This window comes from Acinetobacter sp. ANC 5378 (assembly GCF_013004315.1).
Classification (GTDB): domain Bacteria; phylum Pseudomonadota; class Gammaproteobacteria; order Pseudomonadales; family Moraxellaceae; genus Acinetobacter.
Window position 1 is genome coordinate 1 of record NZ_JABERK010000040.1, and the last position, 17401, is coordinate 17401.

Sequence of the window (17401 nt, forward strand, 5' to 3'; positions counted from 1 at the left end):
AAATACGGTATTCTGATGTGACAAAACCTGAATCCTGGTCGTTAAAGTGTTTGTTTGCACTCATATTTTAACTGTTCGGACTCAGGTTTTTTTATTTAAATCAAACTATGGGACAGCAGTGCCAATTGGGGCTCTTTTTTTTAGCGAAGCTTCTAGGGCAGGAGCGTATTAAATTGATTAGCTGATCAAAAATAAGGTCACAAAATTGGATAAAAAATGCATAAAATTGTATATTTTTCGTCGATTAATAATAAAACTAGTTTAAACTTTTAAATCCGTAGAAAAAAACAATGAAGCGCCTGTTGAAAAAAAGTAAATAACCTTTCACGGTTATGCGTTTGTGATTACAATTGATCGCTTAAAATCGAATTTCGTTATCCATATTTTAGAATTGAAGAATTAGACTGTGACTGAAGCAACGCAAACAAAGCCCAAACATGTCATGATGATGGCCGCAGGTACTGGCGGGCATGTTTTTCCAGCACTCGCTGTTGCTAAAGAATTACAGCAACAAGGAGTACAGGTGTCTTGGCTTGCAACGCCAACAGGCATGGAAAATCGTCTGTTAAAAAATCACAATATTCCAATTTATCAAATTGATATTCAAGGTGTACGTGGCAACGGTGTTGTGCGTAAGTTATTGGCACCTTTAAAAATTTTAAAAGCAACATTAAGTGCTATGCGTTATATGAAGCAGCTCAAGATTGATGCTGTTGCAGGTTTTGGGGGGTATGTTGCAGGCCCGGGTGGTTTAGCTGCGCGTGCCTTAGGTATTCCGGTCATTATCCATGAGCAAAATGCGATTGCCGGTTTTACCAATACCCAATTATCCCGTATTGCTAAAACTGTGTGTCAGGCTTTTCCAGATACTTTCGCCGAAAGTGCAAAAATTGTGACCACAGGCAATCCTGTGCGCAAAGAAATTACAGAAATTTTAAATCCGTCTTGGCGTTATCAGGAACGTGAAAAAGCGGCGAAGCCTTTACAGATTTTAATTGTCGGTGGCTCATTAGGTGCACAAGCATTAAATGAACGTGTGCCGGAAGCATTGAAACAACTTAATGTGCCGATGCAGGTATTTCATCAATGTGGTCAAAACCATCAGGATGCAACGCAAGCACGTTATAGTGATGCACCTGCAACCTTGCAGGTTGAAGTGCAGCCGTTTATTGAAGATATGGCTAAAGCCTATTCAGATGCTGATTTAATTATTTGCCGTGCGGGTGCATTAACCGTCACTGAAATTGCAACTGCGGGTGTGGCTGCGGTTTTTGTTCCACTGCCAAGTGCCGTGGATGACCATCAAACCGCAAATGCCAAATTCCTTGCGGGTATCAATGCTGCGAAAATTTGTCCGCAAGCCAGCATGACACCAGAAAACTTAAAAGAATTGCTAACACCACTGATGAATCGCCAATTGCTGTCAGAAATGGCAGTTAAAGCACGTCAAAAAGCACAACCTGATGCAACCCAGCATGTGGTTCGTTTAATTCAAGAATTGTAAATTAGAGTTATATATGTCTCCATCTACTCCTGCTGAGCAAGCGAAAAAATTAATTAAAGTGCCTGAAATGCGCCGTATCAAACACATTCATTTTGTAGGGATTGGTGGTGCTGGTATGTGTGGCATCGCGGAAGTGCTCAAAAACCAAGGCTATAAAGTTTCTGGTTCTGACATCAAAGCGTCTAAAACGACTGCGCAACTTGAAGAAAATGGTATCAAAGTTTATATCGGTCATACGGCTGAAAATATTAAAGATGCCAATGTACTGGTTGTATCGACAGCGATTGATCCGGAAAACCCGGAAATCAAGGCAGCGATTGAAACCCGTATTCCTGTGGTTCGTCGCGCTGAAATGTTGGGTGAATTGATGCGTTACCGTCACGGTATCGCAGTGGCAGGTACACATGGTAAAACCACCACCACAAGTCTGATCACATGTATGTTGGCGGAAGAAAACATGGATCCGACCTATGTGATCGGTGGTTTGCTGAATCGTACCGGTGTGAATGCTGCACTCGGTGCGAGCCGTTATATCGTGGCTGAAGCAGATGAATCGGATGCAACGTTCTTGCATTTGCATCCGATGGCGGCAATTGTGACCAATATCGATGCCGATCATATGGACACTTATGGCGGTAGCTTCGATGTCCTTAAAGATACCTTCGTACAATTTTTACAAAAACTTCCATTCTATGGTTTGGCTGTAGTTTGTGGCGATGATGCCAATGTCCGCGAAATCATGCCGCGTATTGGTCGTCCACTTTTAACTTACGGTTTTAACGAAGATAATGACATCCGCGCGGTCGATGTTGATCAAGACGGTATGCGCACTCACTTTACCGTACTGCGTAAAAATCGTGAACCACTTCGTGTCACTGTAAATCAGCCGGGTCTGCATAATGTACTCAATGCCTTGGCAGCGATTGGGATCGCAACCGATGAAGGTGTTTCTGACGGTGCAATCTGCCGTGCATTAGAAGGTTTTAGTGGGGTAGGTCGCCGCTTCCAGGTACAAGGTGAATTTGAACTTGATGGTGGTAACGTCAAACTGGTCGATGACTATGGCCATCATCCTAAAGAAGTGGAAGCAACGATTAAAGCTGCGCGTCAAAGCCATCCTGATCGTCGCTTGGTGATGATGTTCCAGCCACACCGCTTCACGCGTACCCGTGACTGCTTCGATGACTTCGTCGATGTATTGTCACAAGTCGATCAATTGTTATTGCTGGAAGTGTATCCTGCCGGTGAAAAACCGATTGTCGGCGCGGACAGTCGCAGCTTGGCGCGTAGCATTCGTTTACGTGGCGATGTTGAGCCGATTTTGGTTGATCCTGTGGAAGGCAATTTACAAAATGCGGTGCAAAAAGTGTTACAAGCGAATGACTTGTTATTAACGCAAGGCGCAGGTAATGTGGGGGCTATCTCGATTGAGCTTGCACAAAATAAATTGTATTTAAAATAATCACTTTATGTGATTTTGAATTTGATTGTTCAGTTATAAAGTTTAAGGATATAAACGTGGCAAATGCTTCAGAATTCGGCAAAGTTGCCGTGTTGCTTGGTGGTAAATCGGCTGAGCGCGAGGTTTCTCTAGATAGTGGTAAAGCTGTACTTGAAGCATTGGTGCGCTCGGGTGTAAATGCAGAAGCTTTTGACCCGCAAGAACGTAGCGTGACTGAACTGGTAGACTATGATCGTGCATTTATTGTGTTGCACGGTCGCGGTGGAGAAGACGGTCAAATTCAAGGTGCATTGGAATGGTTGAATCTTCCGTATACCGGTACTGGTGTACAAGGTTCAGCCATTGGTATGGATAAAGTCAAAACCAAGCAGGTGTGGCAAGGTTCAGAATTGCCAACAGCACCCTACCGTATTGTGACCAAAGATTCTGATTTGAATGCTGTTGTAGACAGTATTGGTCTGCCATTCATTATCAAACCGGTACATGAAGGCTCAAGTATCGGGATGAGCAAAGTTGAACGTATTGAAGACTTTGCGCTAGCGATTGAAAAAGCCACTGAACATGATGCAGTGGTGATGGCTGAAAAATGGATTAGCGGCCGAGAGTTCACGATTGTGATTCTGAATGGTCAGGCGCTTCCTGTGATTCGTCTTGAGCCGCCAAAAGATGTGGCTTTTTATGATTATGAAGCCAAATATAATCGTAACGATGTGCAGTACGGCATTCCTTGCGGTCTATCAGAAGATGATGAAAAACGTTTGCAAGCCTTGTCTTTACGTGCTTTCCAAGCCGTTGGTGCAAGCGGTTGGGGGCGTATTGATGCGATGCAGGATGAACACGGCAACTTCTGGTTGTTAGAAGTGAACACTGTTCCGGGGATGACCAGTCATTCATTGGTACCTAAAGCTGCGAAAGCAGTAGGGTATAGCTTTGATGAGCTTTGCGTTGCCATTCTGGAACAAACTTTGACAGGTGTGGCTCACTAAACTATGGCTCAACTTCCTGCTTCAATGCGCCGTAAACGAGCAGCAATCACATCAATACATGACAAGCCACCAACGCGTAAGGAAAAGCTTGCGAATGCTGGTGGCTGGTTATTATTGCTGGTTGCACTCATGGTATTGGCTGTAGGGGTCTATGGTTTATATACAGTCATGACCGATGCGCATGTCGCGGAACTCAATGTTGTGGGGACACGTTCAGACGCAGAAAACAGTCAGGTCATGAAGCATGTTACGCCAGCGGTAACAGCGAATTATTTTACCTCTGATTTAGAACAAATTCGAGATCAGGCGCTAGAGTTGTCTTGGGTGGATCGCGTGGTGGTCTCACGTGCGTGGCCTAATTCAATTCGGGTACGGGTGATGCCGCGTCATGCCATTGCACGTTGGGGAACTGGACGACTGTTGAGTGATAGTGGCGATATTTTTGCAGAAGTGATTCCGCAAAATAATCAAAAATTACCTTTGCTGCATGGTCCGGCTTCTCAGTCAAAAATGATGATGCGTCGCTACAATGAAATTAATCAGTTATTCCTGCCGGTCAATGTTCGTTTAAAAGAATTATATTTAACAGAACGTATGACCTGGTTTATGCAGTTTGATTCGGGTTTACGCATTATTGTGGATCAAGATCAGACCATGAGTAAACTTCAACGCTTGAGTCATCTGGCACAAAGTGATTTAAAACCAGTTTGGTCTAAAATTTCGTCAATTGACTTACGTTATCGAAATGGATTGGCGATACAATGGAAGAATTCAGCACCCCCTAATATTGTAAATGGTCACTTTGTTGTAACGATTGATGACACAAGCATTGCAGATGTAAGAACGGTAAAGCCATAATTGAGCGGCTTTATATAAAATAGAGGCTTATGGCCATAAATTAACCAAACATGTAATGGTAGTAGTAGATAATGAATGAAGCTGTTCCCTCGGTTGTTGCGATTGACATTGGGACACACAAAGTTTCAGTTTTGATTGGTAAGGTACATGCGCCAGACAATATCCAAGTGATTGGGATGGCAACAGCTCGTAACCGAGGCATGAATAAAGGGAAAATTGTAAGTCTCGATAAAGTCATCACTGCAATCAAGAATGCCGTACAAGAAGCAGAAGATATGGCTGAATGCCGGGTGCATTCCGCTTGGATTTCCATTCCAAGTGCAGAATTAAAAAGCTTTTATGCATCAGGTCGTACACCCATTGAAAATAACGACCATACAATTACAACAAGTGAAGTTGTACGTGCGTTAGAGTTGGCTAAAGCCAGTCATTTGACCTCTGACCATTATTTGGTGAGTGCAGTACCGTTAGGCTTTGAATTGGATGATTCGGCAGAATGGGTACAAAATCCGATTCGCATGTCTGCACATAGTATGATCGGGCATTATCAGTTGATGATGCTACCGATCAGTACCATGCAGAATCTGGATCGTGCGTTAAAAGGTGCCAATATTGGCGTCGAGAAAATGGTGGTGTCCTGTTTGGCCACTGCTGAAGCAAGTCTGCTCAAAGATGAAAAAGAGTATGGTGCATGCTTGGTGGATATTGGTGCGGGTACGACCAATATTGCAGTTTATCTAGATGGTCGCCTGGCATTGACGCATACTTTGCAACGTGGTGGTGAGCATGTTACCCGTGACATTGCAGCAGTCTTGCAAACTACGACGGAAGAAGCGGAACGAATTAAGTTATTGTATGGCTGTGTTGACCTGAAAGTGGTGAAACCCGATCATATGATTCAATTCCAGGGCATTGATGGTCCGCAAACCACCAGTCGCATTGAATTGGCAGAAATTATTATTGCGCGTTATGAAGAAATTTTGACTCAAGTTCATCAAGAGTTACAACGCAACGGTGCAATTCATGGTTTATATCATGGTGTGGTACTAACAGGTGATGCAAGCCAAATCGAAGGAATGGTGAATCTGGCACGTCAGATGTTAGGGGTTTCAGCACATTTGGGAAATCCACCGGTACAGGTATATGCTGAAGAGCAAAATCAGGCTGCTTTGCGTCGTTCGCAATATGCAACAGCAGCAGGATTATTGATGTTTAGTCAAAGTGACACGCAAGATACCATTGTGGAATCTACGGATCCTGAAAAACTGTCTGTTTTTAAGCGAGTAGGTCGAGCATGGTCGGCATTAAATAATCAGTTAAAATCGATATTTTAAGTTGAATTTATTGGGAATATTGTTAGGAAGTTGTACGTCTAACGGCTTGGACTTGACAAGCGTGTAGTTGGGCAGCATCCTAAAACATAATTTTTTATTAAGATCAAGGCAGTATACGGGCTTAAGTGACTGCCAATTACGAATTAGGAAATCCAAAGGTCATGGCCTCATTTGAATTTTTAGAAGATGATCAAAACGATAGCAACGGTCAAGCCCGTTTCACTGTGTTTGGTGTAGGTGGTGCTGGTGGTAATGCTGTGCAACATATGCTTGAGTCAGACATCCAGGGTGTAAAATTTGTTTGTGCCAATACGGACAAACAAGCTTTAGATCGTATGAATGCCCAATTCAAAATCCAGTTAGGCGAGCAAAGCACGCGTGGTTTGGGTGCGGGTGCAAATCCGCAAGTGGGTCAAACTGCTGCTGAAGAAAGCCGTGAACTCATTCGCCAACACCTTGAAGGTACAGACATGGTGTTTGTGACTGCCGGTATGGGTGGTGGTACAGGTACCGGTGCTGCGCCAGTTGTTGCTGAAATTGCCAAAGAAATGGGTATTTTGACAGTTGGTGTGGTGACTACGCCTTTCAACTTTGAAGGAAAACGTCGCCAACAATCAGCTGAAAAAGGCATTGAGGCTTTAGAAGCACATGTTGATTCTTTAATCATTATTCCTAACCAGCGTTTGCTTAAAGTATTCCGCGATATTTCAATGAAAGACGCGTACAAAAAAGCAGACGACGTATTGCTTAATGCAGTACGTAGTATCTTTGATCTTGTGGTTCGCCCAGGTCACATCAACCTTGACTTTGCCGATTTGAAAACTGCCATGAGTACTCGTGGTTATGCCATGATGGGTGTAGGTTCAGGTCGTGGTGAAACACGTGCACGTCAAGCTGCTGAACAAGCGATTCGTAGTCCATTGCTCGATAACGTAACTATCATGAATGCCAAAGGTATTTTGATTAACGTGACCGGTGGTGATGATGTGACTTTTGGTGAAATTGAAGAAATTACCGATGTCGTCAATCAAATTGTCGATTTGGATGAAGGTCAAGTATTCTACGGAACTGTATTTGATCCAGATGCACGCGATGAACTGAGTGTGACTGTGATTGCAACAGGTTTAACTCGTAACTCAGCGGATTCAGCTGATACGGTGAAACGTCCATCTGCACAGTCTGTAACTCGTCCTGCAAATCATGTGGCTCATGCTGTAGTTGAAGATGATGATGTACCTGCAATTCAACGTCAACAAAATGAAGCCGGTACAACTGCTGCTCCAGCAGTGGGTACAGCACGTCCATCGCCAATGAGCATTCAAGATTACTTGAAAAATCAGCAACGTAAATAAACTTTATTTTTAAAGTTTTAGTTGGTGTATTTACAAAAGGTAGTAGCAATACTACCTTTTTGTTTTTTAACAATGGTTAAATATGCTAACGTATAGCGGTTTTATGAGCAGATGATAGAGAAATGTTGAAACAACGAACCCTAAAGCGTGTCGTGAAAGCGAGCGGTATCGGTCTTCATAGTGGGCAAAAAGTCTTGATTAACTTTGTGCCACACCATGTGGATGGGGGAATTGTATTTCGACGTATCGATTTAGATCCACCCGTGGATATTCAAGCCAATGCCATGTTGATTCAAGAAGCATTTATGTGCTCTAACTTGGTTCAGGAAAATGCCAAAGTCGGTACCATTGAACATGTCATGAGTGCGATTGCCGGATTGGGAATTGATAATCTGATTATTGAAGTCTCTGCTTCTGAAGTGCCGATTATGGACGGGAGTGCCGGCCCCTTTATTTACTTGCTAATGCAAGGTGGTCTGGCTGAACAAAATGCGCCGAAGAAATTTATAAAAATTTTAAAACCGGTTGAAGCTTTGATTGATGATAAACGTGCTGTGTTCCGTCCGCACGAAGGCTTTCAGCTCAACTTCACCATTGATTTTGATCACCCTGCATTTAAAAAAGAATACCAGTCCGCAACCATCGACTTTTCAACTGAAACTTTTGTTTATGAAGTCAGTGGAGCGCGCACTTTTGGTTTTATGAAAGATTTAGACTATCTGAAAGCCAATAATTTAGCGTTAGGTGCAAGCTTGGAAAATGCGATTGGAGTAGATGAAACAGGCGTGGTGAATGAAGAAGGGCTTCGCTTCTCGGATGAATTTGTACGGCACAAAATTTTAGATGCAGTGGGTGATTTATATTTGTTGGGGCATCAAATTATTGCAAAGTTTGATGGTTATAAATCGGGCCATGCCTTAAATAATCAATTATTACGCAATGTTAAAAACGATCCAACTAGTTACGAAATTGTAACATTTGATGACGAAACTCAATGTCCAATTCCGTATGTAAGTGTGACATAAGTCATTGTCTTTTAATGCGTGCGTTATAATATAACAAATGTGATTGTTAAGCAGTTCACAGAATTTTTGACTGATTTCAAAGACATCAAAGTGTCTGTTACTTTTTATTGCTTGCCAAACGTAGCATTGCTTGGCTAAGCTTAGGGTCGCTCACAAAGTCAGCAGCACCACGAATTAAATCTTGGGTATCTGGACTAAGGGATCTGGTCAGAGATTCAGACTTGAGGGGTGTTTGTGTTTGAATTCTTAAACGAACTTGCAGTTTATGCAAATCTTTAAATTCAGACAATTGTAATAATTGGGCTATATATTGCTTTTGAAGATATGCCAGTTGACTAATCATGGCTTGATTTGCACCGGTAATCGTCAAAATGCCATTTTCATAACATACAACTTGCCATTGCTCTGGTTGGGGCAATAGCGGTTGAACAAGTTTTGTAAGTTTCTGCCATGCAGCAACTTGTGTAGAGAGAAACGTAAAGTTTCCTGTTTTTAAGTGTTTTCTTGTTTGTTGAAAGAGCTTTACCGGTTCAGACATACATTGTTCCTTCATATTTGTGTCTTAATCTTATGCGCTCCTTTCAGTAGATATCAAGGAAGAGATCACGCAAGGACATTGACTAAGAACAGTTAAAAGAGGTTTTTTTATGCATACGCGACGTATTTTATTAGCGTTTTCATTGGCAGCGTCTGCCGCATCTGTAGCTTTTGCTGATTTAGTAGAACTAAATTCTAACGACGGATCAACAGATCGTATTGAACAGTTGACTCGTACTTTGGCTCAAGGGTCTTATGCAGAATCAAATGATATTGATGTTCCTGCTGAAACTAAAATGAGTGTTAAATTACGTGAAAAAACTGTTGAATTAAACAATGAATCGCTCGCAAAAAAATACGGTTCAAGCAGCTCAAAAAGCTATTCTAACAATGCTTACTCTTGGTTGGTAGCCCATCCGCTTCCTGATATGAAGCGCGTTAGCTCATCTTATGGTGGTCGTACCATGGGTGGTCGTGCGGAAAACCATTCAGGTTTAGATATGTCTGCACCGAGTGGTACGGCTATTTATGCCACTGGCCCTGGTGTCGTCACTAAATCAGGTTGGGGCACCGGTTATGGTCAATACGTGGAAATCAACCACGGTAATGGTTATTTAACGCGTTACGCACATGCATCTCGTTTGATTGCGCGTGTCGGTGATCGGGTGCAAGCCGGTGAGCATATTGCCAATGTAGGCTGTACTGGTCGTTGTACCGGTCCGCATTTACATTATGAAGTAGTCAAAGACGGTGAGCGTAAAAACCCTTCAGCATATTTAGCGATGTTGCCATAAGATTGAGTATGACAAATTTTTAAAACCCATTCTGTCGGTTTTAATTTAAAGAGTTGTAACGATCGTTAAAAAGAGTGTGGTAATTCATTTAAAGAGTAGAGTAAAAAGCCGCTATAACTTTTAAGTCTTATATTATCACTGTACAGAATACTTGTTGTATAAAAAACCGCCTTTATTGGCGGTTTTTTGTTTTATTGCGTAAAGAATGGTCAATAGGTATTTATTATCTAAATAATAGTGCTATTCCGTATTCAGCTGTAGCAATAACTGAAGCCTTCTAAAGTATGGTACATATAGAGAATATAAATAAGCTCAAGGAATAGGTGGAATATGGCGTTTTATGGTGATACTGACGCGCAAGAAACCCAAGAATGGCAAGATGCTTTTGACTCGGTTTTACAACACATGGGAACGGAGCGAGCGGCATTTTTATTAGAAAAACTCTATCAACGCGCAATTGCTACTCATGTTCCCATTCAGCGTCTAAATACTCCTTATCTCAATACCATTTCGGTTGAAGAAACTCCGGCAATGCCGGGCGACCAAGACATGGAACGCCGTATCCGTGCATTGATTCGCTGGAATGCTTTGGCGATGGTACTACGTGCCAATAAAACCGGTGACGATCTGGGTGGTCACTTGGCAAGTTTTGCATCTTCAGCAACCTTGTATGATGTTGGTTTTAACCACTTCTTCCGTGCCAATAGCGACCACTTTGGTGGCGACATGATCTATTATCAAGGTCACTGTGCCCCTGGTATTTATGCACGTTCATTCCTTGAAGGTCGTTTGACTGAAGATCAACTGAATAATTTCCGCCGTGAAGTGGGTGGCAATGGTTTGCCAAGTTACCCGCATCCGTACTTGATGCCGGACTATTGGCAGTTCCCGACCGTATCGATGGGTCTGGGTCCAATCATGTCGATTTATCAGGCGCATATTCAAAAATACCTGATGAACCGCAGCCTGATTAAAGAAGAAGACCGTAAAGTCTGGGCTTACCTCGGCGATGGTGAGATGGATGAACCAGAAAGTACTGGTGCGATTTCACTTGCTGGCCGTGAAAAGTTAGACAACCTGGTATGGGTTGTGAACTGTAACTTACAACGTCTGGACGGTCCGGTACGTGGTAACGGTAAAATCATTCAGGAACTTGAATCTTTATTCCGTGGTGCCGGCTGGCGCGTAATTAAAGTCGTGTGGGGTCGTCATTGGGATCCATTACTTGCCAAAGATGAATCGGGTGCTTTAAAAGCCGTGATGGAAGAAGCGGTCGATGGTGATTATCAGCGTTATCAGGTGAAAGGTGGTGCATATACCCGTGCTCACTTCTTTGGCAAATATCCGGAAGCTGAAGAGCTGGTGAAAAACTTAAGCGATGAAGATATTGATAATCTGAACCGCGGTGGTCACGATCCATACAAAGTCTATGCTGCATATGCTGAAGCGATGAAATCGACAGGTCAGCCCACAGTTATCTTAGCCAAGACTGTAAAAGGCTATGGTTTGTCTGAAGAAATTGAAGCGGTCAATAAAACCCACCAAATCAAGAAAATGCAGCTTGAATCACTCAAGTATGTACGTAACCGTTTCAACTTGCCATTTACCGATGAGCAGCTTGAAGAAGTGCCATTCTATCGTCCAAGTGAAAACTCGCCTGAAATTAAATACATGAAGGCGCGTCGTGAAGCATTGGGTGGCTATCTGCCTGCACGTCGTAAAGACAGTGAAGTTTTGGCAATTCCAGAACTTTCAGTATTTGATGCGGTATTAAAAGGTTCAAATGGCAAACAGCAATCAACTACCATGGTCATGGTTCGCTTAATTTCAGCACTACTGAAAGAAAAAGCAATTAAAGACCGCGTGGTTCCGATTGTACCAGATGAAGCCCGTACTTTTGGTCTGGAAGGTATGTTCCGTCAGTTGGGTATTTATGCCGCACATGGTCAGAAATACACGCCTGAAGACCAAGAACAGCTGATGAACTATCGTGAAGCCAAAGATGGTCACATGTTGCAAGAAGGGATTAACGAAGCCGGTGCGATGAGTGCATGGGCGGCGTTAGGCACCAGTTATTCAACCAATAACCTGCCAATGATTCCAATGTACATGTACTACTCGATGTTCGGTTTCCAGCGTATTGGTGACATCGCATGGGCAGCCGGTGATGCACAGGCACAAGGTTTCCTTCTTGGTGCAACCGCGGGTCGTACCACATTGAACGGTGAAGGTTTGCAGCATCAGGATGGTCATTCGCACATTCTGGCCAACACCATTCCGAACTGTGTGTCTTATGATCCATGTTTCGGTTATGAACTTGCGGTCATCGTACACGATGGCTTACAACGCATGTATGTCAATCAGGAACGTGTGTTCTATTACCTGACTGTAATGAACGAAAACTATGAGCATCCTGAAATGCCGCAAGGTGTGGAAGAAGGCATCAAGCGTGGTATGTATCTGCTTGAGCAAGATGACAAAGCCACTGTCCAGCTGATGGGTTCAGGTGTGATTCTTCGTGAAGTGATTAAAGCGGCGAAAATCTTGCGTGATGAATACCAGATTCACTCGAATGTGTGGAGTGTCACCAGCTTTAACGAGTTGGCACGTGATGGTATGGCATGTGAAGAATACAATCGCCTGCATCCACTTGCAGAAGACACCAAAGAATCTTGGGTATCTCAACAGTTGCGTGAAACTGACGGTATCGTGGTTTCTGCAACCGATCATATGCGCGCATACAGCGAACAGATTCGTGCCTATCTTCCAGACAACCGTCCATTTGTAGCCTTGGGTACCGATGGTTATGGTCGTTCCGATACGCGTGGCAATTTGCGTAGTTACTTCGGTGTGGATGCCGCGCACATTGTGGTTGCGACATTGAAAAAATTAGCCGATGAAGGCGAAGTTGATGCACGTTTAGTCAAAGATGCGATTTCAAGCTTTGAGCTAGATACTGATCGTCCTGTCGCTTGGGCCCCTCAAGCACATCCTGAAGTTCAGGCAGTTGCAGACTATAAAGAACAATCAGGTGAGGAGAACTAAGCATGCAAATCAAAACACCTGATATTGGGGTAGATAAAGCCACCGTTGTGGAAATTTTAGTCAAAGTGGGCGATACCGTTGCTGTTGATGACAGTCTGGTCTTGCTGGAATCGGATAAAGCCTCTGTTGAAGTGCCTAGCACTTCGGCAGGTGTGGTGAAAAGCATTCTGGTTAATCAGGGCGATGAGGTCACTGAAGGCGTGGCATTAATCGAGCTTGAATCAGAAGATGCATCCAATGCAGCAACTGAAATTCAACAGGCGGATGCTTCACAAAAAACCTCGGAAAATACCCCGACCTCACTGCCTGATCAAGAAATTATGCAGGAACTGGCATCGCATCAGCCGAGTGCTTCTCAGGCATCTACATCGAGCAGCATTGTCGAAGTACAAGTCCCTGACATTGGCGTAGAAAAAGCGCTGGTAGGCGAAATTTTGGTACAAGTAGGCGATGTTCTGGACGTTGATCAAAGCATTGTCGTGGTTGAATCAGACAAAGCTACGGTTGAAGTGCCAAGTTCAGTTTCAGGTATTGTGGAAAGCATTGAGGTTCATGAAGGCGACACTGTAAAAGAAGGTGTGGTGCTGATTAAAGTGAAAGTTGCGGGTACAACTCAGGCTAAAACTGCTGTTGAAGCTCCAAAAGCAGAAACTGTACACGCTGCCGTAGCGAAATCTGAGCCTGTGGCAGAAGCTGTTCCAGCTCAAAGCGGTGCAATTGAAATTACCGTGCCTGATCTGGGTGTGGACAAAGCCACCGTTGCTGAAATTTTAGTGAAAGTTGGTGACACGGTGGAAGCAGATCAAAGCATCATTGTGGTTGAATCTGATAAAGCCACTGTAGAAGTGCCAAGCTCAATTGCCGGTGTGATTAAAGCCATTCACGTTGAATTAGGCCAAAGCGTTAGCCAAGGTGTGGCTTTGGTAACCATTGAAGGCAAAGTGAAGGCTGCCGCTCAGGCCGTACCTGTTGCAAAAGCAGAAGCTAAACCAGAAGCTGCTCCTGCTAAATCAGCGCCAGTGGTACAAGCACAAGCTCCAGTCGTTGCATCAGGTTCTGATAAGCTGACCAAAGAGCAAAGTGCGGCAAATGCCAAAGTCTACGCCGGTCCTGCGGTACGTAAACTGGCACGTGAATTGGGTGTGGTGTTGTCACAAGTGAAAGCGTCTGGTGCACATGATCGCTTGATGAAAGAAGATGTGTTTGCTTATGTGAAAACACGTTTAACAACCCCTCAAGCAGCACCTGTAGCACAGGCTGTAGCACACGTTTCTGGCTTGCCTAAACTTCCTGATTTTAGTGCTTTTGGCGGTACTGAAGAAAAGGCCATGACACGCTTGCAACAGGTTTCTGTTCCGCAATTGTCACTGAATAACTTCATTCCTCAAGTCACGCAGTTTGATGCAGCCGATATTACTGAGCTTGAAGCTTGGCGTGGCGAGTTGAAAGGCAACTTTAAGAAAGAGGGCATTAGCCTGACCATTTTGGCTTTCATTGCCAAAGCCTTGGCACATCTTTTAAAAGAAGAGCCCTATTTTGCAGGTCATTTGGCTGATGATCAGAAATCAGTATTGCTGCGCAATGAAATCCATATGGGGATTGCAGTGGCAACGCCTGATGGTTTGACTGTACCCGTACTGCGTAACCCAGACCAAAAATCAATCAAGCAAATTGCGATTGAATTGGGTGAGTTAAGTAAAAAGGCGCGTGAGAAAAAATTATCACCGAAAGATTTACAGGGTGCGAATTTTACCATTACCAGCTTGGGTTCAATTGGCGGTACCGCATTTACCCCATTGGTAAATTGGCCTCAAGTGGCGATTTTGGGTATTTCACCTGCAACCATGCAACCGGTATGGAATGGTGAAGGTTTTGATCCACGTCTGATGTTGCCATTGTCATTGTCTTATGACCATCGTGTGATTAATGGTGCTGATGCTGCCCGTTTCACCCATAAATTGACCAAACTTTTAGCTGATATTCGTACTTTGTTGCTCTAATCGGGTCATCAATTGCGAATAAAAAAAACCTGCTTCGGCAGGTTTTTTTTATTCGCACAGATAAGGAAGATGTCGGGAACATACGGCTCATCTAATCCTCATCGTTTGATTTTATTTATTTTTAATCTATATCCTAAAAGCCAGCCAGTAAATTGATTTGATAAAAAATTGCTTTGCGATTAAAATTACCCCACTTCATTGGGGAGTAGCCGCTTTTTACGCAATGTAAAAAGGTGATGGTCAACATAATTGTTCAACAGAACATGGTCATCATAGCAAAGAACCAAATCAGCTTTTTTAAGCTTCTTTTGTTGGCAAGACCTTTGATTTATCACTCCGCAGATTTTGGCTAGCAGGAGCGATAAGTCATCGGCAAATTTTGCTAGCCAGAGAAAGATCACATGCATGAACTGCTTATCTCTACCGCTATTGTTGCCCTCGCTGAAATGGGCGATAAAACTCAATTATTAGCACTTTTACTTGCGGCACGCTTTCGTAAACCCGTTCCGATCCTACTTGCTATTTTACTGGCGACCTTGTTGAACCATGGGATATCGGCTGTGCTTGGTCAGTGGATTACTACGGTTCTTAATCCAGATGTGTTGCTGTGGATTGTATCAGTTGGCTTTATCGCGATGGCACTATGGATGCTTGTTCCAGACGAACTGGAAGATGAAACCGACAATATTAATAAATGGCAAAAATATGGCGTGTTTGGTGCAACCTTTGTGCTGTTCTTCCTCGCTGAAATAGGCGACAAGACACAAGTGGCAACTGTTGCTCTGGCTGCGCGTTTTGACAGTGTGTTCTGGGTGATGCTAGGAACGACAATTGGGATGATGATTGCCAATGCACCGGCAGTCTTTGTCGGAAATAAGCTGGCTGATAAATTGCCAATTCCACTGATTCATAAGATTGGCGCGAGCATTTTCTTGATTATTGGTGTTGCCACCTTGGTGCAACATTATTTCTTCTAAAGTTGAATCGTAGTGAAAAAAATCCTGGCATTTTAGTCGGGATTTTTTATTGCAAAACGTATCACAATTTACTGATAAATCTGACAATATTTCAATGTAAGTTTGTTGTAAACCGCCATAATTCCCTATATGTTGTATGGCATAAAAATGCACTTTTACAACGATATTTTGGGGAATGGGTTATGGCATTTGATCGCACTACATCACAAGTGTTATTTGATAATGGCACACATAAATGTATTAGCTTTACCAGTCTGGTCAAAGGTGAAGGGGTACAAGCCAACCAATTTCTGATTTTAGATAATGAGCGTGCCGCAGTGCTGGATCCAGGTGGTGATTTAACTTATGTCCCACTGACCATGGAACTGAATAAATATACCCGCCTGACCAATCTTGATTATGTGATGGCTTCCCACCAAGACCCCGATATTATTACCTCAATGCCACGCTGGTTGGTGTATACCGAAGCCAAAGTGGTGGCGTCTAAACTCTGGGCACGTTTCTTACCGCATTTGAACTCGGCATTTATGAGTGATCGAATGAAAGGTGGATGGCTGGAACGCTTGATTGAATTGCCGGATCACGGTGGAGTCATTCCTTTGGGCGAGTCACGTATTATTGTTGTTCCTGCGCATTTTTTGCATTCGGTTGGCAACTTCCAATTTTATGATCCGATTGCAAAAATCCTGTTTTCAGGTGATATGGGCGCATCGATGGTTGATGATGCTTCTAAGCCACTGGAAAATTTTGCAGCACATATTCCCAAGATGAAAAGCTTTCATCAACGCTATATGTGTTCAAATAAAGTGATTCGTCTTTGGGTGAATATGGTTCGCACCATGGATATTGAAATGATCGTGCCACAGCACGGTACGCCATTCATGGGTAAAGAGCAGATTAACCAGTTCCTGGATTGGATTGAAACTTTACAGTGCGGTACAGACTTGATGGATGAAACGGTATTTACCTGTCCAGAATAATATCCCTGCTGTTCACTGATTTTTCTTGCGTATAAAAGCAACATTTTTTAAAATTTCTCGCTAAAAATTAAACCTTTGATGACGAGAATTTAAGAAATGTTGTCTCAAGTCGCTACGCAGGATGCGTGTTTGAGTTGTGGAGCATGTTGTGCTCATTTCCGGGTTTCATTCTATTGGGCGGAAGGCATTCCCATGCCCGAGCAGTATACTGAACCGCTCACTGCGGTCTATTCCTGTATGCAAGGCACCAATCAGGCACAGCCTTATTGTGTAGCGCTCGAGGGGAAAATTGGTGAACAGGTCAATTGTGCAATTTATACCGTGCGCAGTTCCAGTTGCAAAGAAGTGCAAATCGCCGATGAGCAATGTAATAAAGCCCGCCGTGCCTACAATATGATTCCATTTATACCCATCGAAACAGCAGAACCGATCAATGATGATGATTTTGATCAGGTCGTTTAACAGTAGATAAAATTAAACCTTAAACATCATAATGCAGCAGAGTTGCTGTTTTTGAACGAAAAAACATCGTAAATCTTCAGCAATG

Annotated in this window: 14 protein-coding genes and 1 riboswitch; of the genes, 13 read left to right on the top strand and 1 reads right to left on the bottom strand. The window is 43.3% G+C overall.

Annotated features, from left to right (window positions below):
* The first annotated feature begins 406 nt into the window (after positions 1-406).
* The 7 genes from murG (at position 407) to lpxC (ending at position 8521) form a co-directional block, all read left to right on the top strand.
* Positions 407-1504, top strand: a complete 1098-nt coding sequence (gene murG / locus HLH16_RS09045; RefSeq protein WP_171529081.1) for an undecaprenyldiphospho-muramoylpentapeptide beta-N-acetylglucosaminyltransferase — start codon at positions 407-409, stop codon at positions 1502-1504.
* Positions 1505-1517: 13 nt separating this feature from the next.
* A complete protein-coding gene (murC, locus tag HLH16_RS09050; protein WP_171529082.1) occupies positions 1518-2966 on the top strand; it encodes a UDP-N-acetylmuramate--L-alanine ligase in 1449 nt (482 codons plus the stop codon).
* A gap of 56 nt (positions 2967-3022) precedes the next feature.
* Positions 3023-3952 (top strand): D-alanine--D-alanine ligase, encoded by a 930-nt coding sequence (locus HLH16_RS09055; protein ID WP_171529083.1) that lies wholly within the window; start codon positions 3023-3025, stop codon positions 3950-3952.
* A gap of 3 nt (positions 3953-3955) precedes the next feature.
* Positions 3956-4810: a cell division protein FtsQ/DivIB gene (locus HLH16_RS09060; RefSeq protein WP_171529084.1), complete on the top strand. Its 855-nt coding sequence runs from the start codon at positions 3956-3958 to the stop codon at positions 4808-4810.
* A gap of 71 nt (positions 4811-4881) precedes the next feature.
* Complete coding sequence (ftsA, locus tag HLH16_RS09065) at positions 4882-6144, top strand: cell division protein FtsA (protein WP_171529085.1); 1263 nt, start codon at positions 4882-4884, stop codon at positions 6142-6144.
* A 161-nt stretch (positions 6145-6305) separates the two neighbouring features.
* Positions 6306-7496, top strand: coding sequence for a cell division protein FtsZ (ftsZ, locus tag HLH16_RS09070; protein ID WP_171529086.1), 1191 nt, complete (start codon positions 6306-6308; stop codon positions 7494-7496).
* Between the two features lie 122 nt (positions 7497-7618).
* Entirely contained in the window at positions 7619-8521 is a 903-nt protein-coding gene (gene lpxC, locus HLH16_RS09075; protein ID WP_171529087.1) for a UDP-3-O-acyl-N-acetylglucosamine deacetylase, read from the top strand.
* Between the two features lie 97 nt (positions 8522-8618).
* Here lpxC and HLH16_RS09080 read toward each other — a convergent pair whose 3' ends face one another.
* Positions 8619-9059, bottom strand: a complete 441-nt coding sequence (locus HLH16_RS09080; protein ID WP_171529088.1) for a DUF721 domain-containing protein — start codon at positions 9057-9059, stop codon at positions 8619-8621.
* 109 nt (positions 9060-9168) lie between these two features.
* On the opposite strand from HLH16_RS09080, the gene HLH16_RS09085 reads away from it, so the two are divergent.
* The 6 genes from HLH16_RS09085 to HLH16_RS09110 all read left to right on the top strand — a co-directional run bounded on the left by HLH16_RS09085 (position 9169) and on the right by HLH16_RS09110 (position 17316).
* Positions 9169-9852, top strand: coding sequence for a M23 family metallopeptidase (locus HLH16_RS09085; RefSeq protein ID WP_171529089.1), 684 nt, complete (start codon positions 9169-9171; stop codon positions 9850-9852).
* A gap of 330 nt (positions 9853-10182) precedes the next feature.
* The gene (aceE, locus tag HLH16_RS09090; RefSeq protein WP_171529090.1) at positions 10183-12897 is read left to right on the top strand and encodes a pyruvate dehydrogenase (acetyl-transferring), homodimeric type; all 2715 of its coding nucleotides are present in this window, start codon (positions 10183-10185) and stop codon (positions 12895-12897) included.
* A gap of 2 nt (positions 12898-12899) precedes the next feature.
* Positions 12900-14897, top strand: a complete 1998-nt coding sequence (locus HLH16_RS09095; RefSeq protein ID WP_171529091.1) for a 2-oxo acid dehydrogenase subunit E2 — start codon at positions 12900-12902, stop codon at positions 14895-14897.
* A 188-nt stretch (positions 14898-15085) separates the two neighbouring features.
* Positions 15086-15226, top strand: a riboswitch (yybP-ykoY riboswitch).
* A 72-nt stretch (positions 15227-15298) separates the two neighbouring features.
* Entirely contained in the window at positions 15299-15874 is a 576-nt protein-coding gene (locus HLH16_RS09100; RefSeq protein WP_171529092.1) for a TMEM165/GDT1 family protein, read from the top strand.
* 182 nt (positions 15875-16056) lie between these two features.
* Positions 16057-16854, top strand: coding sequence for an oxygen-binding di-iron domain-containing protein (locus HLH16_RS09105; protein WP_171529093.1), 798 nt, complete (start codon positions 16057-16059; stop codon positions 16852-16854).
* A gap of 96 nt (positions 16855-16950) precedes the next feature.
* A complete protein-coding gene (locus tag HLH16_RS09110; RefSeq protein ID WP_171529094.1) occupies positions 16951-17316 on the top strand; it encodes a YkgJ family cysteine cluster protein in 366 nt (121 codons plus the stop codon).
* Positions 17317-17401: the final 85 nt, after the last annotated feature.